Source organism: Sedimentibacter sp., assembly GCF_038562225.1.
Taxonomy (GTDB): domain Bacteria; phylum Bacillota; class Clostridia; order Tissierellales; family Sedimentibacteraceae; genus Sedimentibacter.
On record NZ_JBCFAS010000004.1, the window covers coordinates 206,693 to 231,599 of the forward strand.

Consider the following 24,907-nt stretch of genomic DNA (forward strand, 5'->3'; position numbering starts at 1 on the left):
TAACTCTTAATTCTTCATTATTATGGAGGAGTAATATGAAAAATTTAAAGTATGTGAAAATCATGCTGGCTAGTTTGGCAGCATCGCTGATTCTTACCGGCTGTTGGGACAGCGTGGAGATAAACAAGAGGGAATACCTGTTTGCAGTTGGTATCGATAAAATGCCCGATACGCTTAAGTTCACCGCCGAAATCCCCAGGATAAACGAAGGCAGCGAAGAACAAAGAATAGTTTATTCCATGGAGAACAACAATTTTGCGGACTTTTACGACACAAGCTACCTCCATTCCGACAAGGCCATATCAGACAGACTCATGCAGGTAATAGTGCTTGGTGAAGAAACAGCCAGGGATGCAGATACGTTTAAAAAAATATTTGATGAAATACAAAGATCTCCCCAGATGAACAGGAGAGTAAAAATATGCATTGCCAAGGGAACAGCAGAAGACACAATAAACACGGAAATTCCTACAAATCCCATTGTGGGGAGATTTTTAAGCGACATGCTTGTTAAGCTTAAAAGGGAAAGCTACCAGGACGTATACACCTTTGACGAAGCTATTTTGCACCTGGGTCAGACAGGAAACGCCATGATTCCGGTTGTGGAAATAAACGAGAAAAGCCTTATGATAGAAAGGGCGGCAGTTATTAAGGAATACGAGCTGAAAGGATTTCTGGAACCTGAGGAGGTTGAGATAATAATGCTGCTTCTCAACCCCACAAAGGCGAACATAAAAAATATAAATATTGAAGCTGACGGAAGGACACTGGCTCTGGGTGCAGTGGATGTGAGCATGACCGAAGACTTGGACCTTCAGGGCGAAAATCTGAAGGTTGATTATTACATCACATTGTACTGCTACGTGGATTCATTCATCATCGGAGATGACAGCCTGGAAAACCGGGATTTCATGGACAAGGTGAAGGAAGCATCCATCAAAAAAATATCCGAGACAACAAACAGCACCATCGACAAGCTTCAGCATGAATACAGATCAGATCTACTGAGGATAAAGGACGACTTATACAAATTCCACAAGAAGGATTATGAGTCTGTTATGGACAAATACGATGAAGTATTTGAAGCTGCTGACATCAATGTGCATTACAGAATGGAAATCAAGAGCATTGGATTAGTAAGATAGGAGGAAAAATGCAATATTATAAAAAAATACTGGCAGCTGCACTTTTAGTGCTGCTGGCAGCTGGTGTATCATACACAGTGGAAGCATATATGGGAATGGCAAAAATCAATGAAAAGGTCATACGCCTTCACGTGATTGCAAACTCAAACACATTTGAAGATCAGCAGCTTAAGTACAAGGTGAGAAACCAGGTAATAACCGTCTTCAACAAGGAGTTTGAAGGAGTGAGTTCAAAGGAAGACAGCGAAGATATTATCATACAAAAGATTGACAGCATAAGGCAGGAAGCAGAAAGAGTTGTAAATAAGGAAGGCAGCGATTACCAGGTTAATGTGTATTACGGAAATTACAAGTTTCCCAGGAAGCTTTACGAGGACATAGTCCTTCCCGAAGGCTACTACGATTCCGTAAGGATAGAAATAGGAACAGCCCAGGGCAACAACTGGTGGTGCGTAATGTTTCCGCCGCTTTGCTTTGTTGACTTCGGCAAGGATGAGGACAGCCCTCCCGTATTTGAGGTGGATGCTGAAAAAAGACTCAGGGAAGTGCTGACCGATGAAGAAATCGAGACCATAAAGACCAAGCGGGGACTGGAAGGAATAAAGATGAAATCAAAAATATTCGAGCTCATAGAAAGAGGTAAGGTGGAGAACACTGGTCTCTACTCCAACGACCGCTCCAAGACATACGTTGAATCTGTTCATAAATGAAGAATTAAGAGTTAAGAATTAAGAATGAATGAAGGCTTTGTGCAGATGCACAAAGCCTTCATTCATTCTTAATCAAAAAAACGGTATTTCCAGTTTCTTTATTTTATACTGTAGCGTCTGGCGAGGTACGTTTATTAGCTTTGCCGCCTTTGCTATGTTGTAGTCGGTCTGTTCCAGAGCTGATATGATTATTTCTCTTTCAACCTTTTCCACGGCAGTGTTCAGCGGCTGTATGATGCTGGTGTCCAGGGAGTAGGAGTTGGAAGGATGGAAGTTCTTAAACTGGAACGGAAGATGCTCCTCTCTGATGAGGTCTCCGTCGTAAAGGGAAACAGCGCTTTCGATGGCATGCTCCAGTTCCCTCACATTGCCGGGCCAGCTGTATTCAAGAAAAATATCCATAACCTGACGGGATATGCCGCTGAAAAATTTGTTCAATTTCTCGTTGTACTTCTTGATGAAGTGGTCCACCAGAATGGGTATGTCTTCCTTTCGTTTACACAGATCCGGGATAACAAGTGTTATGACATTTAGTCTGAAGAAAAGGTCCTGCCTCAGCTGTTTTGTTTCCACAACCTCGTTCAGATCTGTGTTCACGGCTGAAATTATCCGTACGTCAACATCCACCGTGTTGGTGGAACCCACCCTTCTGACTCTTCCGTCCTGCAGAACTCTCAGCAGCTTTGCCTGTAGCTCCAGGGGCATGGAGTTTATTTCATCCAGAAACAATGTTCCGCCGTCTGCCAGCTCAAAAAGGCCGGGGCGGTTTTCGGCTCCCGTAAAGCTTCCCTTCACGGAACCGAATAAAATGCTCTCCAACAGGTTTGATGGCAGGGCAGCGCAGTTCTGGGCGATGAAGGGTTTGTGCTTTCTGTTGCTGGAGTTGTGTATAGACTGAACGAACAACTCTTTTCCGGTTCCCGTGCTTCCGGCAATCATTACAGGCGAATCCGACATGGCTGCCTTGATTCCCAGGGATTTAAGTTTAAGCATTTCCTTGTTCTGACCGATGATGTCCAGAAAGTTGAACCTGGCCAGCGGCTTTGAATTTTTTTCGGCTCTTTCGCCTGTTTCATAAAGCTCTCTTTGAAGGTTTACTATTTTTTCAGACAGCTCCCTTACTTTCGTAATGTTTCTGGAAACTTCAAGGGCTCCCACAACCTTGTTGTTGTACAGGATGGGCAGGGTGGAGTTCAGCGTGGAAATCTTGTCACCCTTGTAGTTTATGAAGTTCTGTTCAGCGTTGTAAATAGGTTTGCCTGTCCGCAAAACTCTTAGCAGGGTGCTTGTTTCAAAGGTAAGGGACGGATACACCTCAAGCAGGTGCCTTCCTATGGCCTTGTCCATATCTATTTCATCAAGTTGCTTTGCTGCAGTGTTGTAGTAAACTGTTTTTCCGCTGGCATCGACAATGTGTATTCCGTCATTGATGATATTTATTGCTTGAATTAAGGCATCAAAGTATTTTATTTCCATGGTTCCCTCTCGTGTGCCGAAAATATGGCGCTATGCGCCGAAAAACCGGCAAAAATGTTCGTGTTTAATTTTGTATCGAAAGATTGTTTAAATAATATCAATTTTCAGCTTGTTGTAGCTTTCTTCGGCTCCTCCGAAAATTATTCTGTATTCAACGTACACTTCGCCCCTGCCTTGCTCATCCAGTGCATTTTTATAAATGACTGTAGTGAAATCCAGGTCAAAGGTACCGTAGGGAGTTGTGTACAGATTGCTCAGGTTCAGATTTTCCTTAAACTCCATTTTTGACGAATTAGCACCGATCTTTGTCATAATCATTTTGTCCTTGTATATCTTCAGTCTCGTGCGGCTTCCTTTGCTTTCGGTAATATGACTTTCGTCGTAGTTCACTGTTATGCACCCATCTGAGTTTTCAAGAGTGGCATCGGTCACAAGCTCAATTACATCCTCGTTTCCCGCTTCGTCAACCGTCTGCAGTGTGGTTATTTTCAGTCGTACATTGTCCAATTGTCAATCTCCTTTTATAATCTGAAAAAACATAAATGAATTTTTAATAAACTGTGGTTTTTTTCATATTACTGTGTGAAAAATAAATAAATATGATGTATACTTAAATTATATCAGAAGCAGGATGCAAGTCAATACAAAAAGCTGAAAATTCGGCACTTGGCATTAATTTCAAAACTTTGTTAAAGTTAAAACACTGAAATATGCCTGTTTATTAATTTTTTTGAAGTTGGCACGAGATTTGCATCTAATGAATACGAATATGCCCATATTCAACAAACCCAATAATATGCACAAACTTTAGGAGGCTTTATGATTAAGAAAGGAAATCCATACGGAACTCACAGGGTTATTGAACCAAAAGGAGTGCTGCCCCAGCCAGCCTTGAAAGTCGACAATACAATGGAAATATATGACAATGAGATTTTAATAAATGTGCAGACTTTGAATGTCGATTCAGCAAGCTTCACTCAAATCAGCGATCAGGCCGGCGGTGACGTGGAAAAAATCAAAGAAATAATGAAGGGCATTGTTGCCGAAAGAGGAAAGCATCAAAACCCGGTAACAGGATCAGGCGGAATGCTCATAGGTACTGTTGAGCAAGTAGGACCTGCATTGGAAGGAAAGACCGACTTAAAGGTTGGAGACAAAATAGCAACGCTGGTATCTTTGTCTTTGACACCATTGGTGATTGAAGATATAATTACTGTCAGAAAAGAAATAGACCAGGTTGATATCAAAGGAAAGGCAATATTGTTTGAAAGCGGAATCTACGCCAAACTTCCTGCCGACATTCCTGAAAATCTTGCTCTGTCAGTACTGGACGTAGCAGGAGCTCCGGCTCAGACAATCAAACTTGTTAAAGAAGGCGACATAGTGCTTGTTCTTGGAGGAGCAGGTAAGTCAGGACTTCTCTGCTTGTATGAAGCAAAGAAAAAAGCCGGCCCTACCGGTAAGGTTATTTGCTGGGCACACAGACAAAGTTCACTTGACACAGTTAAGGAACTGGGACTGGCCGATGTTTGCATAGCAGGAGATGCAACAGATGCAATTGAAGTGTATGAAAAAGTTATGGAAGCAACAGACGGAAAGCTTTGCGATCTTGTTATAAGCTGTGTTTCCAGACCAAATTGCGAAATGTCAGCTATCCTGGCAACAAAGGATGAAGGAACAGTTTACTACTTCAGCATGGCAACTAGCTTTACAAAGGCAGCTTTGGGAGCAGAAGGTGTTGGCAAGGATGTCAACATGATAATAGGAAACGGATACACAAAGGGACATGCAGATACTGCTCTTCAAATAATGAGAGAAAACAAACAGTTAAGAGACCTGTACACTAAATTATACGCGTAAGAAATATAGAATTTTTCGAAATATGGAATACCATAGGATATACTAATTGGGAAATAGCTCCCGATTAGTATTTCCATGCTTTAAAAAATAATTAAATGGAGGGTATCATGGCTTATTACAATGAAATCGAACTCTGGAAGGATGTCAAGCCTGAAGAGTGGAACGACTGGAAATGGCAGGTTGAAAACAGAATTGACTCTGTCGATAAGATAAAGCAGATAATAAACATCACCGAACAAGAAGAAAAAGACATATCAAAGGTTCTGGAAAAATTCAGACTGGGCATAACACCCTACTACGCAGCCCACATGGATAAGGATGATCCGAGGGACCCTGTAAGGATGCAGGCTGTACCAACAATTGCAGAAACACACATAAGCTCCGCAGACATGGTTGACCCGCTTCATGAAGACACAGACTCACCGGCTCCCGGACTTACACACAGATATCCTGACAGAGTTCTGTTCCTGATTACAGACCAATGTTCAATGTACTGCAGACACTGCACAAGAAGAAGGTTTGCAGGACAGTGCGATGATGAAGTTTCAATGGAAAACATCGATAAATGCATCGAATACATCAGAAAAACTCCGGTTGTAAGAGACGTTCTTTTGTCAGGGGGAGATTGCCTCCTTGTTTCTGACGAAAAGCTTGAATATATAATCAAAAAATTAAGAGAAATTCCTCATGTTGAAATAATCAGACTTGGTTCCAGAACTCCTGTTGTTCTTCCTCAGAGAATCACAGACAATCTTGTGAACATGCTGAAGAAGTACCATCCAATATGGCTGAACACCCACTTCAACCATCCGAAAGAATTTACTCCTGAATCAATGGAAGCTTTAAGAAAGCTTGCAGATGCAGGTATACCTCTGGGAAACCAGTCAGTGCTGTTAAGAGGTGTCAACGACTGTCCTCACATCATGAGAGACCTGGTTCACAAGCTTGTAATGAACAGAGTAAGACCGTACTACATATATCAGTGCGACCTTTCACTGGGAATAGAACATTTCAGAACTCCTGTTGCTAAAGGAATCGAAATAATCGAAAGCTTAAGAGGTCACACTTCAGGATACGCTGTTCCTACATTTGTTGTGGATGCACCGGGAGGCGGCGGAAAGATTCCTGTTATGCCTAACTACGTTTTGTCGCAGTCAGCTGACAAGGTGATTTTGAGAAACTATGAAGGCGTTATTACAACATATACTGAACCTCACCTTCCTGATATGGAATGCCAGTGCGAAGTATGCCAGGGAAGGAAGAAGGATCCTCTTACAGGGGTTGCAGGCTTGCTGCAAGGAAACGACCTTGCCCTTGAACCTACAAAGCTGGCAAGAAGAGAAAGAGTACACCACGACTAAGCAATTCGCAATTAAGAATTAAGAGTGAAGAATGAAAAATTAAATGTAAGGAATTGTGCTATGCACAATTCCTAACCATAATTCTTAATTTTTAATTCTTCATTAGAAAAAGGGGTTTTTTATGGGATTAATTGAGGCTATAAGGCAAAAGGGATATAAAACTGTGTCAATCATCGGTCTTGCCAAGAATGCAGGCAAGACCGTGACTCTCAACTATCTCATAGAAGAATCTGCGGCAGAAAAATTAGTCATAGGAATTACTTCAACAGGCCGGGACGGTGAAAGCACCGACCTTGTTACACAAACTCAGAAGCCTTCCATATATTTATGCGAAGGAATGTACGCAGCCACAGCAAAAAAAACTCTCCTCCTGTCCGATGCAAAGCTGGAGATTTTGGAAACCACCGGAATAAACACTCCCATGGGTGAGGTCATAATAGTCAGGGTAAGGCAGGCAGGCAATATTCAGATTGCCGGACCTGTAAGCGTCAAGGATATGAAGCACATATCCGGGCGGCTGAGACATTATGGCGCGGAGCTGGTCATAATCGACGGAGCAATTGACCGCAAAGCCGTATCGTCGCCTGCAGTAACCGATGCCTGTATTATGGCAACAGGCGCAGTCTTAAGCAGGGATATGAAAAAGGTTTTGGAAAAAACAGCCCATGCTGTTGAGTGCTACACACTGAAACAGGCCGATGATCATGTGAAAAAACTTCTTTTGAAGAAAAACCAGACATGCGTCGTTCAAAGCGACGGCACTGTAAACATTCCGGAAATCGAGTCCAGTATCACCGGAGGGAAGAAGATAAGCGAGCTTGTTGATGAGCATACGGAGTATGTCTTTGTGAAGGGGGCGGTGACAACCTCCCTGTTGAAGGATTTATGGGAAAACAAAAATTTAAGAGGCATAAATTTAATTATAGAAGACGGTACGAAAATATTCGCGGATATTAACGTGTGGAATGAAATGAGGAAAAAAGGTCTCAAGGTAGAAACGCTTAACTCCATAAACGTGGTGGCTGTTACCTTGAATCCCGTGGCTCCCGCAGGATATTTTTTCGACAGCGCTTTGTTCAAGGAAAGCATGGAGAAATATATACCCGGGATGAAAGTAATTGATGTGGTGTCAGGCGGTGATTAGGAATGAGTAGTTTTATGACAGAAAAAGCAGCCAAAAATATAAACTTTGACTATATTTTCGGTGAGGTTAAACCAATTACCGAATATGGTATCAGGAGAAAGCAGGAAGCTAAACCTTTTTTCAGAGGTCAGGAGGCAGACCTAAGGAATGAGTTCAATAAGATAAGGGCATTTATTGAAAGCGAAAAAAGGCGTGATATCATTGATGTGCTCAAACATATAAAGAACATACAAGAAACATTGGAGAGGGCGAATAAGAATCAGGTACTGGATGAAGTTGAGCTGTATGAGATAAAAAATTTCCTGATTCAGGTTAAAAAGATGGACGGAGCCTTAAGAGTGCTGCCCATTTATAACAATACGTTAAAGAAATTGACACCCCTGCCGCAGCTTTATGAAATGCTTGACCCCGCTCATGAAAATCTGAACACGTTTTATATTTACGACGAATATACGGATAGATTAAAATCCATAAGAAAAGAAAAAAGGCAGATAGAAAAGGACATCCGCTCCATAAGAGAAAAATTAAAGGCTGAAATAGAAAAAAAACACGGCATCAGGCTGAATCTGAAGGATGAGGCAACTGTAAGCAAGTCGCTTAAGGATAAAATTGAAGATCTTTCAAAGGATAACAGACTGAGGGTTTCGGCAGAAAATTACCTCAATGTGATTTTCAGGATCAAAAACAATGATGATATGGATGCTTTAGAGCACAGATACGAGATGTTGTCCTTTGAGGAAGAGGAAGAGGAATTTTGTATCAGGCAGAATATTTCCTTGGAAATAAAGGAATTCTATCATGTGCTCACCGAAAACACCAGAATTATCGGAGAAACTGATTACATCATTGCAAAGGCAAACTACGCGCAAAAGACCAATTCGGTGGAACCTGAAATTGTTCCGGAGCTTGAACTTGAAGTAAGGGGCGGAAGAAACCTTAAGCTTGAAAAGACGCTGAAGGAAAAGCACAGGGAATATGTGCCCGTGGATATGAGCCTGAAGAAGAAAGTCATCTGCATAACCGGAGCCAATATGGGGGGAAAGACTGTTTCTCTGAGGATGGTGGGGCAGATAGCAGCAATGGCATCATATGGTATGTTTGTGCCGTGCCTGTACGCCAGTCTATGCCTTTTCGACCACATATTCATTTCCGTGGGAGATGATCAGTCCATTGAAAAGGGACTGAGTACCTTCGGAGCAGAGATTGTAAATCTCAAGGAAGCAATCGACAGTTCAGAAGACAGAAGTCTCATACTGGTCGATGAGCTTGCAGGAGGTACTAATCCAAAGGAAGGGTATGCAATCACCAGGGCAGTGGTGAACTACCTTAAGAAGAAGGATTGCATAACGGTGCTCACAACTCATTACGACAACGTAGCAAATGACGAGGAAGTTCAGAATTTGCAGGTTGCGGGGCTGAAGCTTCCTGATGAGGCTGATCTGACAACTAAAAACATCGAACAGATATCCAGGTACATGGATTACAGACTCATAGAAGTGAAGTACAACAGGGATATTCCCAAAGACGCATTAAAAATCGCAAGGATAGCAGGCATCAATTTGGAAATAATTGAAGATGCTGAGAATTATATCAATTAAGAGAGTTAAGAATTAAGAGTTAAGAATTAAGAGTTAAGAATTAAGAATTAAATTAAGAATTAGGCTTCGACTTAATTCGACCGTAATTCTTAATTATTCATTCTTAATTCTTCATTAGAAAAAGGGAGGATTTATGGAAAGCAAATTAAACCTTAATCAGGGATTGATTGACAGCGCACGTTCAGCCGCAAAAAACATTGCAGAAGATGTACAGCAGTTCATAGACAAGAACACCACAGTTACAGTGGAAAGAACGGTTGCAAGGCTTATGGGAGTTGACGGCGTTGACGAAATAGATAAGCCGCTTCCAAACGTATTGATAGACAACATCAAGGAAGGCGGAGGGCTTTCAAGAGGGGCAGCGTTCTGGATTGGAAACGCCATGGTGAACACAGGCCTCACTCCGCAGGAAATTGCACAAAAAGTAAGCGCAGGCGAAATAGACATTACAAAGCTTCCTGTTGCCGACGAAAGCAAAATCATGGACGCTGTATATGAAACTGCAGCTAAGATGGTTGAAAGAATCAAGAACAACAGGGCAAAAAGAGACGAATATCTGAACACTATTGGGGAAGGAAGGAAACCCTACCTGTATGTAATAGTTGCCACCGGCAACATCTACGAGGATGTCCTTCAGGCCCAGGCTGCAGCAAGGCAGGGAGCAGATGTAATAGCTGTTATCCGTACAACTGCACAAAGCTTGCTGGATTATGTTCCTTACGGACCTACAACCGAAGGTTTCGGAGGTACATTTGCCACTCAGGAAAACTTCAGAATAATGAGGAAGGCTCTCGATGAGGTGGGAGAGGAAATCGGAAGGTACATCAGGCTCTGCAACTACTGTTCAGGCCTTTGCATGCCGGAAATAGCAGCCATGGGAGCCATGGAAAGACTTGACGTAATGCTCAATGACGCACTTTACGGGATTCTTTTCAGAGACATCAACATGCAGAGAACGCTTGTTGACCAGTATTTCTCAAGAATTATAAACGGCTTTGCCGGAATAATCATAAACACAGGCGAAGACAATTACCTTACGACTGCAGATGCAGTGGAAGAAGCCCACACGGTGCTTGCTTCACAGATAATCAATGAGCAGTTTGCACTTAAGGCTGGTATACCCGAGGAGCAGATGGGTCTCGGACACGCGTTTGAAATGAACCCGACTCTTGAAAACGGCTTCTTATATGAGCTTGCGCAGGCGCAGATGGCAAGGGAAATATTCCCCAAGGCACCTTTGAAATACATGCCTCCAACAAAATTCATGACAGGAAACATTTTCAAGGGACACCTGCAGGATGCATTGTTCAATTTCGTATCCATATGGACAAATCAAGGAATCCAGCTTCTTGGAATGCCCACTGAAGCTATTCACACTCCTCACCTGCAGGACAGAATGCTTTCAATTGAAAATGCACAGTACATTTTCAACAACGCCAGAAACATAGGCGATGAGGTTGAATTCAAGAAAGACGGCATAATCCAGAAGAGAGCTCAGGAAGTCCTGGCAAAGGCTGAAGAGCTTTTGAAGGATATCGAAAATGAAGGAATTTTCAACACCATTGAACAAGGCAAGTTCGGAGGAGTAAAGAGAAGCTTCACCGGCGGAAAAGGTCTTGCCGGAGTAGTTGAAAAGGATGAAAAATACTTTAACCCGTTTATAGATCTGATGCTGGGAGGTGTGAAGTAATGGACGGAATTCAAAATGTTGATTTGACAAAGGTTAAACCATACGGCGATACAATGAACGACGGAATGGTGCAGATGAGCTTCACGCTGCCTGTTCCCTACGGAGATGAGGCTTCAGAAGCAGCCAGGCAGCTGGCATCAAAAATGGGTTTTGACGATCCTGCAGTTGTTTATTCAAAGGACCTGGGTGTAGGATACACGTACTTCGTAATGTATGGAAAGTGTACCCACACAGTGGATTACACCACCATAGAGGTTCCCAAGGTTGACATGGAGTTCATGGACAGACACCAGGTTGAAGATTACATCAAGGAAAACATCAAAAGAGACGTTGTGATTGTAGGTGCATGCACAGGTACCGACGCCCACACAGTTGGAATAGATGCCATCATGAATATGAAGGGCTTTGACGGAAACTACGGTCTTGAAAGATACCACGGCATAGAAGCCATCAACATGGGCAGCCAGGTTCCAAACGAAGAGCTAATTGCCAAGGCCATAGAGGTAAAGGCAGATGCAATTCTGGTATCGCAGGTTGTTACTCAAAAGGATGTGCACATCGCCAACCTCACTCAGCTGGTGGAAATGATGGAGGCTGAAGGCTTGAGAGATAAGATGGTTCTTGTTTGCGGCGGCCCCCGAATATCCCACGAGCTTGCCCAGGAGCTGGGCTATGACGCAGGCTTCGGTTCCGGAAGCTTTGCAAACCACGTTGCGACATTTGTTGTTAAACAGATAGTTGAAAGAAATCTAATATAAATAATATTACAGGATGCTACATCCTATCAGACTATTGACAAACTACGAACTTGTCATCAAACTGATAGGATAGTCGCATTCTTTTTTTATTTTTTCAATTAACAGCCCGGTCCGAAAATGTGGATAACCTTCACAAAAAAAACAAACTTTGTTGATAACTCTGATAATTTATTTCTCATTCAGTGGAATTAAGAATAATAATGTTGTATAATGTTTTCATCAAACAAACGGAGATTTGTATGGAAAAATATAAAAGGTTGTTGTACATTCTGAAGACGTCTATATTGACACTGCTGTTTGCAGCCGCCGTATACTTTGAAAATGCGCAGCAGCAGAGGCTCATGGTGCTGATTGGCGTTTTTCTTGCCTTTCTCGTTTCAAATCTGGGAAAATACTTCATCAAAAACAGGAATAACCTTTACTTCTTTTCATTTTTACTGGATACGGCCCTCATTTATGTGCTGGAATTCAATTCAAGGCTTCTTATAAACTATTTCTTTCATTCGTTTTACATAGCCGTGCTTCTGGAATCGTCCCTGACACTGGAGCTTAAAAGGGGAACAGTACTGGGAGCAGTCATAGTTCTTGTTTCAATGGTCAAGTATGCCTACCTCATATACTACAAGTTAAATCTTGCTAACGCATCCCAATTGTTGTTTTTTCTCATGATCAATGTTCTTATCCTTGTGATTGCCGCGTTTGCCCAACATAACAGGGAAGAGAGGCAAAAAAAGGACATCCTGTACAGGGAGCTGCTGGATGCTCACAGGAAGCTCAGGGAATACACTGACGAGCTCAGGAGATTGTCCGTCATCGAGGAAAAAAACAAGATAGCAAGAGATATACATGACAATCTGGGACACAACATGACTGCACTCATAATGCAGCTTCAGATGGCTCAGCACTATCTGGATACAGATTCGCAAAAGTGTGGAAAGCTTATGGAGGATTCCCTAAGAACAGCAAAGGACAGTCTGTTTGCCATAAGGGAAGTTGTTGAAACACTCAGGGGAAAGGAAAAAGAAGTATCCGCCGAAACAGCCATAAAAGATTTGGTGCAGGAGTTTTCCAGGAAGACGGGTGCTGAAATAAGCCTTGACATTTCGGGAGAACTTCCCAGAGACAATGGTGCAGGCACTGCCCTGTTTCACATCCTTCAGGAAGGACTGACCAACTCCATAAGGCACGGGAAGGCGTCTAAAATCCAGGCAGGGCTTGAGTGCTCTGATAACAGGGTGAAGTTTTACATCAGGGACAACGGCTGTGGTGCTGAAAACATAAGAGAAGGCTACGGCATGAAGGGTATACGGGAACGTGTGGAATCCTTCAGAGGCAGTGTTGATTTCTGCGGCAAGGACGGATTCAAAATTGAAGGAATCATTTATGTGGAGGGTGAAGATGATAAGATTGCTGCTGGCAGATGACCAGGACATACTGGTGGAAGGACTGAAACTCATTCTTGGAACGGAGGAAGACATTGAGGTTGTAGGAACAGCCAACAACGGCAAAAAGGCTTACGAGCTCTGCAGGTGGAACATGCCGGATGTGGTGCTCATGGACATTCAGATGCCGGATATTAACGGCGTGGAAGCCACAAGGATGATAAAGCGTGATTTTCCTTCAGTTAAGGTCATTGTGCTCACTACGTTCAACGACGATGAATACATTTATGAGGCTCTGAAAAACGGTGCTTCAGGATATCTTCTGAAAGACACTTCCCCCTCTGAAATAGCCGGGGCCGTGCGGACCGTCTACGAGGGCGGCGCTCTCATACAGTCTGAGGTTGCTGTGAAGGTAATAGATAAATTCTCAAAGCTGGCAAGGGAAGAGCATAAAAAGGACTCCGACAAGAGGGTGGAGCTTTTGACGGACAGGGAAAAGGACATACTCCGGCTCATAGGGGAAGGAAAAAACAATAAGGAAATCGCAGAGGAGCTGTACCTGAGTCAGGGTACAGTCAAAAACCACATCACAAGAGTGCTCATAAAGCTGGACCTTCGTGACAGAACGCAGCTGGCTGTGTTTTCCATCAAAAACAACCTCTAATTCCGGGGACAGAATTCCGCATAAAATTCCGGGGACGGACCTTTCAATTCACAAAACGAATTCCGGGGATGGACCTTTCAGTTGGCAGTCTTATTTTGGAGAATAAAATGTGCCAAAAGTCATGTGCAACTATTATAATTTGTGATTTAAGATACTAGATAACCCTGTGAATTATTTATAAAATGGTATCATAAAAACAGGAGGGTTAATATGAAAAGATATATTGCAGCATTTGCGGCACTGTTGCTGGTTTTGTCCCTGGCAGCCTGCAACACCAGCGGCCTTGAAGAATACAAGAAAGCATCGGAAAAAACGGAGCACATAACAAAGGGGAGGACTTCCGGAGAGTTTTCGGTGGTTACCCAGTTCAATACAAAAAACATGACATCGGAAGAGATAAAAAAACTCAACTACTACAAGGACTTGTCAGGAAGCTTTGATGTAACGTACGACGACGATGCTGAAAAAAGCATATTCAGAAACTACCTGAACATGGGAGGAATGGGGTTTGACTTTTCACTGTTCATAGACAAAGACCAGGTGGCCATGAAGCTGCCTGTTGTGGGCAAGTATCTCAAGCTTAATGAGCAGGAAATGATTGCAGCAACAGACGAAGAAAACAGGGAAATAATTTCTCAGGAAACAATTGACAACATAACAGCCAAGTGGGTGAGCCTCATGAAGGAGGAGGACGTGTTCAAGGGAAAGGACATTGTGCTTACAACTCCCGACGGAGAGGTTAAAACGACCGAATACGTCATTACGCTGAACGACGGCCAGATTAAGGAGCTTATGAAGTACAGCGTGCAAGTGATTTTAAAGGATGAAAATCTTAAGTCACTTTACGGCGAAATGGCTGAGAAAAACTCGGGAAATGAAGAGTTCAAGTCATTTGATAGCTTAATAGGCAGCTTTGCTGAAGACATAGACAAATATGAGATAGAAAACTTTATTTTCAAGGCATATGTGGATATTGACGGATACATTGTCAACGAAAAGATTGATTTGAATCTGAAGGTTGTAAATCCCGAGGATAAGGGTCTTGCAGCAGCAAGTTACTCTTTTGAGCTTAAAAACTGGGATATCAACAAGGACCAGGAATTTGAATTTCCAGTGCTGACAGAGGAAAATACCATGAGAAGCGATGAAATGGCTGAAGACATGCCGGATATCATGAAAGACTTGTTCAAGGAAAATTAGAGGGGTACAGCAATGTTGAAGGTAGAAAATCTTTATAAGAATTTTGGCGGCATAAACGCAGTTGACGGCGTCAGCTTCCAGGTGGGAGAAGGGGATGTTTTCGGACTTCTGGGGCCTAACGGAGCAGGAAAATCAACAACCATTTCCATGATATCCACACTTTTTCAGCCTACGGGCGGTGAAATACTGTACAGGGGTGAAAGCATAATTAAGACTCCTGATGTGATCAGGAAAAAACTCGGGGTTGTACCTCAGGAAATAGCACTTTACCCAACCCTGACGGGATACGACAACCTTAAATTCTGGGGAAGCATGTATGGATTGAAGGGGTCCCGGCTTAAAGACAGGATTTCGGACGTATCTGACATAATTCAGCTGAATGGAAGGCTTAAGGACAGGGTTGACAAATATTCCGGAGGAATGAAGAGAAGGCTCAACATCGGAGCGGCTCTTCTCCACGAGCCTGAGATACTAATAATGGATGAACCCACCGTTGGAATCGATCCTCAGTCAAGAAATCATATCCTTGATACTGTTCTGAATCTCAACAAGCAGGGGATGACCATAATCTACACAAGCCATTACATGGAAGAGGTGGAGTATCTATGCAATGAAGTCTGCATAATGGATGAGGGAAAGATAATTGCATCAGGGACCAAGGATGAGCTGGTGGAGATGGTAAGGGAGAGGACTCAGATAAACGTGAAGTTGGACAGGACGGATTATGAGGCAGCTGACATGATCAGAACATTGCACGGAGTGTCTGACGCCGTCGTTGATGAGGACGCCATAGTCGTGTACGGGGAAAATGCAGACACACTGCTGGCGGACATTATGCACAGCGTATCAGAAAGAGGATTGAGGATTCAGTCAATAGACGTAAAAAAACCGAACCTTGAATCAGTGTTCCTGCATCTGACAGGAAAAGCGCTGAGGGACTAGGTGGTACCATGAAAATAATTAGCATTATTATAAAGGATTTAAAGACCGTTCTCAGCGATAAACATGCTCTTGCCATAATGATTCTAATGCCCATGATACTGATGACCATATTAAGCTTTGCGCTGAAAGGGTCTTTCGCCACCGGCGAGTATGACATGGACAGCGTAAACATTGCAGTCGTTAAGCTTTATGACGCTGAAAGTGATACGGAAATGTTTGAGGAATCCTTAAGGGACGGGTTGTTTTCCAAATCAATGGGGCAGGAAACATTGGATGACATGATTTCTTCATCAGACGATGCAAACCCGGAGAAAATATTCTTTGAGGATTTTCTGGGAAGTCCGGAGGTTTCAAAACTGGTGTCTTACACTGTCGTTGATGAGAGCAGGACAATGGAGCTTTTGAAAAGCGGAGAAATATCAGCAGCCGTCATAATGCCTGAAAGGTTCGTTTACAGCATGAAGTACAACCTTCTCACACCCTTTCGAAATAACGTTGACCTGAAGATTCTGGTCAATCCGGACAGGGAAATTGACGGCCAGGTTGTGAATGCTGTGATGAAAGCATACACAGACGTCATTTCCTCCGTAATAATAGGCAAGAATGTTCTCATTGAGGAAGCCATGTCCAACGGCATAAGCGACCTTAAGGACATTGATGATGCCGTGGAACAAATAACATCTGCCATGGATGAAATAGAGGTGAGTATCACTGCTGTTGAGGTTGAAGGAAAAAGAAGCATAAAGAGCGCAGATTACTATGCATCTGCGATGATGACCATGTTCATTCTTTTTGCTGCAGGAAACGGCGGGAGGATGCTCCTCGAGGAAAAGGACAACAGAACGTACCAGCGCATGGCTGTGGCAGGAACTGGCAGATTCGGAATCCTGGCAGGAAAATTTGCTGTCATATTTATAATTGCTTCTGTACAGATAGCGGTGATGATTTTATTTTCCGGTTTTGTGCTGAAGGTATACTGGGGAGATTTGAAGGCAACTGCCCTTGTCAGTGCTGCATCTTCAATGGCAGTGGCAGGTCTTGGGTCCTTTGTTGCAGCTTTTACGTTCAAATCAGGAAACTACAAGATGGCAAATGCATTTGATTCGGTGATCATCCAGGTGATGGCCCTGCTGGGCGGCAGCTTTTTCCCGGTGGATGTTATGCCTGAAGCTATGCAGAAGCTAAGCTTTCTGTCGCTGAACGGCATAGCCCTGAAATCATATCTGAAAATAATGATGGGCTACGGAGTGCAGGACATATATGCAAATGCTGCCATATTGTCTGCTGTGGGAGCAGTGCTTCTGGCAGCGGCTGTGATGCTGCTTTCGGGAAAGGAGGCGGTGAAGTGCTGAGTGTATTAAGATTGAGGATAAAGAGACTCAAAGACGATGTGCTGGTCATTTTGCTTATGACTGCCATGGCTCTCGGACTTACGTCGGTGTTTGGCGTTTCATTCAACACATACCGGCCGGAGGTTGTTGTAGTTGATGAAGACCAGAGCCCATATTCCGCCATGCTCATGAATGAGCTTAAACAGAACAAGTCATACAAATTCGCCGAAAAAGGAATGGATGAAGCAGTCAGGCTTGTGGAAGAAGGAAAGGTGCTGGTTGCCCTGCAGGTTAGGAAAGGATTTAATGAGGATCTGGAAGAAGGACACAAAATATCACTAGGCTTCATTAAAATAAAGGATGACACGATAGTGCTTTCGCTTCAGGAAGAAGTAAGAGGCATTGTAACTAAAATGGCAGGAGCAATCAGAATATCGGAGCTAACAGCAGACTATGTCGGTTCCAGCAAGGGTCTGGCGGATGTGCAGGCACTTGAACTTTCAGCATACAAGAGTACGATGGATTACTGGAAATACAAGAACCCCATGAAAATAACCTCCGTTGTGTACAGCACAGACAAGGAATCAGGCTATGACAGCATGAAGCACACAATGATAGGCTTTACTCTGTTCTTCTCCATGTACACCATGGTGTTTTCCATAGGAACCATACTTGCCGACAAGCAGTATAGAACATGGCAGAGGATGATGATTTCGCCGGTGTCCAAGGGAGCCATACTGGGAGGGAGCATGGCTGCTTCATACCTGGTAGGAGCGGTGCAGATGGGAATATTGATTCTTTGCGGAAGGTACCTTCTGGGGGTGGACTGGGGCAGCAGCATTCTTGGAGTTCTCATGATATGTGCCGCCTTCGTGTTTACCGTGACCTCATTGGGGCTTATGATTTCAGCTTTTGTGAAGACACAGGCTCAGCTGGGTGCAATGGTGCCTGTGATACTGACCAGCACATCCATGCTGGGAGGATGCATGTGGCCTCTTGACATAGTAAACAACAAAATACTTCTGTTCCTTGCAAATCTTACTCCGCAGAAGTGGGCACTGCAGGGAATCGAAAGCATAGCTGCCCACGGGGCAGGCTTTGAGGCAGCAGTGCAGCCAACAGTTGTTTTGCTGGCCATGGGAGCGTTGTTCTTCAGTACAGGTATTAAGGTTCTTAAGACTGAATGAAAAATTAGAAGCATGTGACTATTGATAAATCTGAATTCTGCCATCCTGAGCATCAGCGAAGGATCTCCCTTGTTATTATTGATGGAGGTTCTACGCCGCATAGGTACAGAATCAAAATATCTATAATTTATGAGGTGGAGTACCGCCTCATTTTTTGTTTACAACAAGAAAGTGGATGGATATATGACACTTTCTTATTATAAAGGTTTAATATTCAGGCTGAAGGGTATATGTATTTCAAGGAAATATATAAGGAGGACGTATGGATTACATTGACGAAAAAGTAAACATAGAAAAATACAAGGTACCCACAGACAAACTGAAAAGATCCTGCAGCACGGATGACGAACTGAGCTTCTGCGGATCATCCAGGGAGGTTAAGTTTCCCAAGGGAGTAATCGGTCAGGACAGGGCTGTAAAGGCCATGGAGTTCGGCTTATCCATGAGTGCTACCGGTTACAACATATTCATTCTAGGCCCACAGGGTACGGGAAAGAGCACCTATGCCCAGTCAGTGGTAGGACATTTAGCTGAAAACGGAAGTGTTCCCAACGACTGGTGCTACATCAACAACTTCAGCGACTGGGACAAACCGCTAGCAATTTCACTGCCTGCAGGTCAAGGCAAAAATTTTCAAAAGGACATGGAAAAACTCATCAGCAACCTGGCAGTGTATATTCCAAAGGCATTTGAAGGCAGTGCCTACCAGCAGAAAAAGGACGACATTGTGCAGAAGACCAACGATAAGATGGCTTCAATACTGAGAGACATAGAAAAAATCGCCGTTGATGCAGGATTTGGAATTCAGCAGGCGGGAACGAAGATACTGTTGATACCCTTGAAGGACAACAGGCTCATAACACCTGACGAATACAACCAGCTGCCTGTGGACAAAAAGGAAGAAATAGAAGTAAGAAGAAACAAGCTTGCAAAGGAAATAGACGACCGCATAAGAGATGGACAGGTTCAGCAGAGGATTGCGGAAGAACAGGCAGTGGAGCTTGACAAGCAGACAGCCTATGCAGCAGCTGAGCCCCTCATAAACCAGCTTAAGGAAAAATACAGGGAAATCACGGCAATTGTTGAATACATGGACAAGGTTCTGAAGGATGCAGCAGAAAATCACAGTATTTTCCGAAGTGTGCACCACATGTTCAATGAAGAGCTGGCAACTGAAGCCCAGGAAGATCCGGAAGCTGCCGGAGAAGACGAGGATATGATTTTTGATTCACGTGTTTTTGAGTCTAAGGACACCAGAGACCCGTTTGTTAGATACAAGGTAAACTTGTTCGTAAACAACGAAAAAACAGCGGGCGCGCCGGTTATCATAGAAAGCAATCCCTATTACTACAATCTGTTTGGCAAGATTGAGTACAAGAGCATGATGATGACCACCATGACAGACTTCACCATGATAAAGGCGGGAGCTATTCAAAGGGCAAACGGCGGATATCTTATTCTCCAGGCCAAGGACCTTCTCATGGATCCATACGCGTGGGATGCACTGAAAAAGGCTCTTAAATACAAGCAGGCCGTCGTGGAGAACATAGGTGAACAATCACGCTTCGTTCCCACAGTCACCTTGAAGCCCCAGCCCATACCCCTGGATGTGAAGGTCATACTGGTGGGAAGCTACCTGTACTACTATCTGCTGTCGTCGGATGAGGACTTTAAGAAACTATTCAAGGTCAATGTTGATTTTGATGTTGAAATGGAAAGGACTCCTGAAAACATTCAGCAATACGTGTCGTTCATTGGTTCAGTGTGCGAAAAGCAAAACCTCAGGCACTTCAACAACAGGGCCCTGGCCAGGGTTGTGGAGCTGGGTTCAAGGATGGCGGAAAATCAAAACAAGCTTTCAACGAGGTTCAATGTGGTCAGCGAAATTGTTTACGAGTCGTCAGCACTGGCTCAGGCAGACAACTCTGAATTCGTGGATTCATACCATGTGGATAAGGCTATAAGAAACAAGAAGTACCGATCCAACATGCTGGAAGAAAAAATGCAGGAGCAGATTCTTAGGAAGAAGGTGCTCATAGACACGGAAGGTGCTGTTGTTGGTCAGGTAAACGGGCTGTCTGTCATGGAAACGTCAGGCTACGCTTTTGGAATTCCCTCAAGGATTACAGCCAGAACATATACAGGGCGCCAGGGAATCATAAACATCGAACGGGAAACGGAAATGAGCGGCAACATCCATTCAAAGGGAGTGCTGACGCTGAACGGCTACCTGGGCGGTAAGTTTGCACAGGAAAAACAATTTGGCCTCACGGCTCAGGTAACATTTGAACAGCTTTACGGAGGGGTTGAAGGAGACAGTGCGTCCAGTGCAGAACTGTATGCAATCCTCTCAAGCCTTTCCAACGTGCCAATAAAACAAAACCTGGCTGTTACAGGATCGGTTAACCAGATGGGGGAAATACAGCCCATAGGAGGAGTCAATGAAAAAATTGAAGGATTCTTTGACATATGCTCCATAAAAGGTCTCACCGGAGAACAGGGAGTAATGATCCCTCAAAGCAACGTTGACAACCTGATGCTGAAGGATGAGGTTGTGGAAGCCGTCCAAAGGGGAACATTCCACATATATGCCGTAAAAACCATAGAGGAGGGCCTGGAGCTTCTGACAGGGGTGAAGGCGGGAGAAAAAGAAATTTACGGGGAATATCCTATGGACAGCATTTTTTACCTGGCAGACCAGCGTCTGAGCGAATTCAACAGAATACTTGCCAACGCAGCAGGTAAGGATTGATGAAACAAATAACGAGGCGGATACAATACAGTATCCGCCTTGATTTGTCATTTAGACCATTTACCAGAGTCGAAGGATCTAACTGAATTATTACATTTTTTAACAAAAACTCATAATTCATTCCAAACTTGCAATTCTTAATTCTTAACTCTTAATTGGTTTGAATGGCGCTTCTTACAAGGTCCAGGGCTGAGGTTGAAGCCCTGTCTCTTATTATTTCACGGGAGCCGGTAGCCATTATTTTTTGTGCATTGAATTTACCATTGTAATAAACACAAATGTAAACCAAACCAACCGGTTTTTCCTCTGTGCCTCCGTCTGGACCTGCAACGCCTGTTGTGGAAACACCTATGTCTGTTCCTGCAGCCCGGGCTGCTCCGTAAGCCATTTCTTTGGCAGTCTCTTCGCTCACTGCTCCATACTTTTCAAGAGTTTCCCTTTTAACATTCAGGGTGTTCATCTTGGCATCATTGCTGTACGTTATGAAGCCTTCCATGAATACTTTTGAAATGCCCGGATAGCTGATGAGTCTGGATGCAACCATCCCTCCGGTGCAGGATTCTGCAGTCGCTATGGTCAGATTATTCTCAAGAAGAAGCTCGGCGGTTTTGTCTTCAACCTTTCCGGACTCAGTGACATAAGCATTTTCTTTTCCGAATCTGTTTATAAGTTCCGCCTTCACAGGTTCAATCAATTCAATGCATTTTTCCTTTGTTTCTGCCTTGGCGGTTATTCTGAAGATAACCTTTCCGGCGCTGGCATATGGAGCAATGGTGGGGTTGGTCTGATTTTCGATCATGTCTAGAATCATTTCTTCTGCAGCGGATTCGCCGATGTTTACTACAACAAGCTTTTCTCCGTACACAACCTGATTTGAAAACTGCTTTAGATAAGGTATGACCTCGTTGTCAATTAACGGTTCCATTTCCTTGGGAGGCCCCGGCAGCAGTATTCCTGTCTTTATGTTACCCTGGCTGTCTTCACCCCTGTATATGCACGCATTTGCAGTTCCATTGGGATTGTTTAGTATTATGGACCCCTTCGGGAAGTATGCCTGCCTTTTGTTATTGTTTGGAAGATCTTTCCTGAAGCGGGAGTACATTTCCTTCACATGCTGGTAGCTGCTCTCGTTGTATGTCATCTCTGCATTGAAGTATTCTGCCAGTGCATCCTTGGTTATATCATCCTGTGTGGGCCCAAGACCTCCTGTGGATATAACCAGGTCAGCTCTTGAAAACCCTGTTTCAAATGCCTTTCTTATTCTGTCGGGGTTGTCGCCCACAACAGATTGATAGTGGACATCAATGGCTATCTCAGCCAGTTTTTTCGATATATATTGAGCATTTGTGTTGACGATGTCTCCATGCAAAAGCTCAGTACCTACACAAAGTATTTCAGCATTCATATTTTTTCCTCCGGTGATTTATATAAATTAAATATTGTTCAAAAAATAATGTAATACAACAATAATATAGTATTGCCATTCAATAGTTTGTCATCCTTGAGCACTGCCGAAGGATTCAGCTGATAAATATATCTGTAGTTGGATGATTGTCATTCTGAAGCGCAGCTGAAGAATCTCCACACTTACTCTCCTAACTAGTATATAGCAAAACTAAAGCAATCACTTTGTCATTGCAGCAAACTTCCCGGCATCACTTCTGATGGCAGCATCAATTTCAATGGCTTTTTCTGCGAAAAACAGCCCTGTTGTCCTGGCATGCTTCCACACAAGCTCATCAAACAAAGTGTCAGAATGCTGTCTTCCTCCTTCAACAAAGGGCGAAAGCTCTATGCAGAAAGCAGGCCTCTTCATCCTTGCCCTGAACCAGTTCTCGAAGCCGCAGCCGTAAATCTTTGGGTCCTGGCTTATTTTGGTCTTTCTGTATATGTATCTTTTGTTCAGTTCATCCATTATTTTTTCATCCATGCCACCAAACAGGCTGTGGGTGCCGCTGTCAGCCCAGAAAGTGCAGTTGCCGGAACAGTGGTAAGAAACCATCAGGGTGAAGCTGTTATGGTTGCAGAAATTTACCAGTGCCATGGTTTCAGGTTCGCTGTTTGGAGAGAAACCCTTAAATCGGTCGGAGCAGGGAATTTCCGTACCCGGCACGCATGTTCTTATTTCCCAGTTGCCGTCATCGAAGTTCTTGTTCAGGTCCACACCGTTGGCATTGGCCTTCCAGTAGGTGTGGTCCTCACCCCATATTTGCATGGTTTTAAGCTGCTCATAGTTGGATGAGGTTTCGATGCCGTGGTGGACGATGTTCAAACCGTCTGGATTGGCAACAGGAACAAAGAACAAGTCAACGCCTTCGATTATGCTTCTCACATCAAATCCTTCAAGTTCAGTGGACTCACAGTAATGATGGCAGTAATGGTCGATCATCTTCATGCAAAGCATCACGGAAAAATCCTCACGGGCATGAATGCCACCGGTAAAAAGTACGGATGGCTTAGTTTTGCTCCTTGTCATTCGGAGCGCAGAATCTCCATTTGCACTCCCGTACTCCATACAGCTTAACTTAAGTGCGACAATATTCCTTCCCTCAACAGATTTGCCTATGATTTTGCTGCTCAGAATATTATTGTATTTTTCGCAGAGCTTGTTGATATCTTCATATATTTTATCCAGATAATACGTATCCGAAGTGTCAACAACAAACATTTCAATCTCCTCGTCATTTGTAATACATTTATTATAATATAAATATTTTCAATTATACAATAAATTTGTGCCTGGTTGTTATCCTAAAACGAATTTCGAATTCAGCAGGATTTTGTCATCCTGAACGCAGTGAAGGGTTTCAATTTATATTTTCATAAATATGATACTGTCAACAAATCATAGATTTCAATACCGCTATTGCTAACCAAATCTTTTAATGCTATAATTAATCAAATTGTAAAGGGGTTGAGCATATGCTGTTAGCCAGCTTAAAATTTAAAACAAAGACGTTGAAAATCATAAGCCTTACCCTGACGTTGACGGGAATCATATTTATCCTGGGCTCAAGGCATATAGGAAATTTTGCCATACGGGCAGCTATGCTCATGGTTCTCTCTTTTTGTTTTATCAATGTAAAAATGACTTACAGATACATGAAAACCAGGGAGAAAATAAACTACCTTGCTGCCGTTTCAGCATCAGTGCTGGGATGGTTCAAGCCTGAACTGGTTATGTTCATAATCGGTATACTCCTCATGTTTCTGACAGTACCGGTATATTTCAATGCAATCAGAAACAGGGACTATTCAGATATAGTGATGCTGGTGGCTTCAGGAACAGGAATTTTGTTTGGAGCCTACTGCATATTAAACTCCAGAGCAGCACTAAACACAGTAGTTGTAATTATAGGTATAGTTTTGACTATAGCAGGCTGCCTTGCGCTGTATGAAGTATTGTATGCAGGCAATGAAGTCAACGATGTTGTGCTGGAAGAGGATGCAGACTATAAATTTGAAGACAACAGTGACGTATAGACAGGTTAAGTTTAAAAAAATAAAGGGGTCGGCCGTGAGCCGGCCTGTTTTAGTTTTATCGGACAATCCGGAGGAAAACATGTACATGTAACACTTCTGTAATATTAAACTCAAAAACCTGTGCTATATTATATACATAAGCACGTTGGCACTATACCGCGAATATTACAATAACATTACAGTCAACTCTAAAATGTTGACTTGTCAATATTCCGGTGTTATAA

General features: G+C 43.3%; 20 protein-coding genes. 16 read left to right on the forward strand and 4 right to left on the reverse strand.

The window, feature by feature from the left end; all coding sequences use genetic code 11:
- The first annotated feature begins 35 nt into the window (after positions 1-35).
- Positions 36-1,145 carry a Ger(x)C family spore germination protein gene (locus AAGU76_RS15920; RefSeq protein WP_342486511.1) on the forward strand — a complete coding sequence of 370 codons (1,110 nt, stop codon included), beginning with the start codon at positions 36-38 and terminating at the stop codon, positions 1,143-1,145.
- A gap of 8 nt (positions 1,146-1,153) precedes the next feature.
- Entirely contained in the window at positions 1,154-1,855 is a 702-nt protein-coding gene (gene spoIIR / locus AAGU76_RS15925; protein ID WP_342486512.1) for a stage II sporulation protein R, read from the forward strand.
- Between the two features lie 72 nt (positions 1,856-1,927).
- Here spoIIR and AAGU76_RS15930 read toward each other — a convergent pair whose 3' ends face one another.
- Both AAGU76_RS15930 and AAGU76_RS15935 read right to left on the reverse strand, forming a co-directional pair.
- Positions 1,928-3,331, reverse strand: a complete 1,404-nt coding sequence (locus tag AAGU76_RS15930) for a sigma 54-interacting transcriptional regulator (protein WP_342486513.1) — start codon at positions 3,329-3,331, stop codon at positions 1,928-1,930.
- Between the two features lie 87 nt (positions 3,332-3,418).
- Positions 3,419-3,838 carry a DUF1934 domain-containing protein gene (locus AAGU76_RS15935; RefSeq protein WP_342486514.1) on the reverse strand — a complete coding sequence of 140 codons (420 nt, stop codon included), beginning with the start codon at positions 3,836-3,838 and terminating at the stop codon, positions 3,419-3,421.
- 312 nt (positions 3,839-4,150) lie between these two features.
- Between AAGU76_RS15935 and AAGU76_RS15940 the strand changes: the two genes are divergently transcribed.
- The 13 genes from AAGU76_RS15940 (at position 4,151) to AAGU76_RS16000 (ending at position 21,200) form a co-directional block, all read left to right on the forward strand.
- The gene (locus AAGU76_RS15940) at positions 4,151-5,191 is read left to right on the forward strand and encodes a zinc-binding dehydrogenase (RefSeq protein WP_342486515.1); all 1,041 of its coding nucleotides are present in this window, start codon (positions 4,151-4,153) and stop codon (positions 5,189-5,191) included.
- 107 nt (positions 5,192-5,298) lie between these two features.
- A complete protein-coding gene (ablA, locus tag AAGU76_RS15945; protein WP_342486516.1) occupies positions 5,299-6,552 on the forward strand; it encodes a lysine 2,3-aminomutase in 1,254 nt (417 codons plus the stop codon).
- Between the two features lie 121 nt (positions 6,553-6,673).
- Positions 6,674-7,696, forward strand: coding sequence for a hypothetical protein (locus AAGU76_RS15950; protein ID WP_342486517.1), 1,023 nt, complete (start codon positions 6,674-6,676; stop codon positions 7,694-7,696).
- A gap of 2 nt (positions 7,697-7,698) precedes the next feature.
- On the forward strand, positions 7,699-9,294 hold the full coding sequence (locus AAGU76_RS15955) for a DNA mismatch repair protein MutS (RefSeq protein WP_342486518.1): 1,596 nt from the start codon (positions 7,699-7,701) through the stop codon (positions 9,292-9,294).
- 133 nt (positions 9,295-9,427) lie between these two features.
- A complete protein-coding gene (locus tag AAGU76_RS15960) occupies positions 9,428-10,984 on the forward strand; it encodes a lysine 5,6-aminomutase subunit alpha (RefSeq protein ID WP_342486519.1) in 1,557 nt (518 codons plus the stop codon).
- Entirely contained in the window at positions 10,984-11,742 is a 759-nt protein-coding gene (locus tag AAGU76_RS15965; RefSeq protein ID WP_342486520.1) for an OAM dimerization domain-containing protein, read from the forward strand. Before AAGU76_RS15960 ends, AAGU76_RS15965 begins: the two co-directional genes overlap by 1 nt.
- Positions 11,743-11,981: 239 nt before the next feature.
- A complete protein-coding gene (locus AAGU76_RS15970; protein ID WP_342486521.1) occupies positions 11,982-13,166 on the forward strand; it encodes a sensor histidine kinase in 1,185 nt (394 codons plus the stop codon).
- Positions 13,141-13,788: a response regulator transcription factor gene (locus AAGU76_RS15975; RefSeq protein WP_342486522.1), complete on the forward strand. Its 648-nt coding sequence runs from the start codon at positions 13,141-13,143 to the stop codon at positions 13,786-13,788. Before AAGU76_RS15970 ends, AAGU76_RS15975 begins: the two co-directional genes overlap by 26 nt.
- A 210-nt stretch (positions 13,789-13,998) precedes the next feature.
- Positions 13,999-14,988, forward strand: coding sequence for a hypothetical protein (locus AAGU76_RS15980; protein ID WP_342486523.1), 990 nt, complete (start codon positions 13,999-14,001; stop codon positions 14,986-14,988).
- A gap of 12 nt (positions 14,989-15,000) precedes the next feature.
- Entirely contained in the window at positions 15,001-15,930 is a 930-nt protein-coding gene (locus tag AAGU76_RS15985; RefSeq protein ID WP_342486524.1) for an ABC transporter ATP-binding protein, read from the forward strand.
- Between the two features lie 8 nt (positions 15,931-15,938).
- The gene (locus AAGU76_RS15990) at positions 15,939-17,282 is read left to right on the forward strand and encodes an ABC transporter permease (RefSeq protein WP_342486525.1); all 1,344 of its coding nucleotides are present in this window, start codon (positions 15,939-15,941) and stop codon (positions 17,280-17,282) included.
- Positions 17,276-18,448 carry an ABC transporter permease gene (locus tag AAGU76_RS15995; RefSeq protein ID WP_342486526.1) on the forward strand — a complete coding sequence of 391 codons (1,173 nt, stop codon included), beginning with the start codon at positions 17,276-17,278 and terminating at the stop codon, positions 18,446-18,448. The genes AAGU76_RS15990 and AAGU76_RS15995 overlap by 7 nt, the downstream gene beginning before the upstream one ends.
- Positions 18,449-18,710: 262 nt before the next feature.
- Positions 18,711-21,200, forward strand: a complete 2,490-nt coding sequence (locus tag AAGU76_RS16000) for an ATP-binding protein (RefSeq protein WP_342486527.1) — start codon at positions 18,711-18,713, stop codon at positions 21,198-21,200.
- A gap of 151 nt (positions 21,201-21,351) precedes the next feature.
- Here the strand turns inward: AAGU76_RS16000 and AAGU76_RS16005 are convergent, their stop codons facing one another.
- Positions 21,352-22,605 carry a competence/damage-inducible protein A gene (locus tag AAGU76_RS16005; protein WP_342486528.1) on the reverse strand — a complete coding sequence of 418 codons (1,254 nt, stop codon included), beginning with the start codon at positions 22,603-22,605 and terminating at the stop codon, positions 21,352-21,354.
- A gap of 219 nt (positions 22,606-22,824) precedes the next feature.
- Positions 22,825-23,868, reverse strand: a complete 1,044-nt coding sequence (locus AAGU76_RS16010; RefSeq protein ID WP_342486529.1) for a M14 family zinc carboxypeptidase — start codon at positions 23,866-23,868, stop codon at positions 22,825-22,827.
- A gap of 254 nt (positions 23,869-24,122) precedes the next feature.
- Here AAGU76_RS16010 and AAGU76_RS16015 point away from each other — a divergent pair, with 254 nt between their 5' ends.
- Positions 24,123-24,683 carry a hypothetical protein gene (locus tag AAGU76_RS16015; protein ID WP_342486530.1) on the forward strand — a complete coding sequence of 187 codons (561 nt, stop codon included), beginning with the start codon at positions 24,123-24,125 and terminating at the stop codon, positions 24,681-24,683.
- The last annotated feature ends 224 nt before the right edge of the window (positions 24,684-24,907 follow it).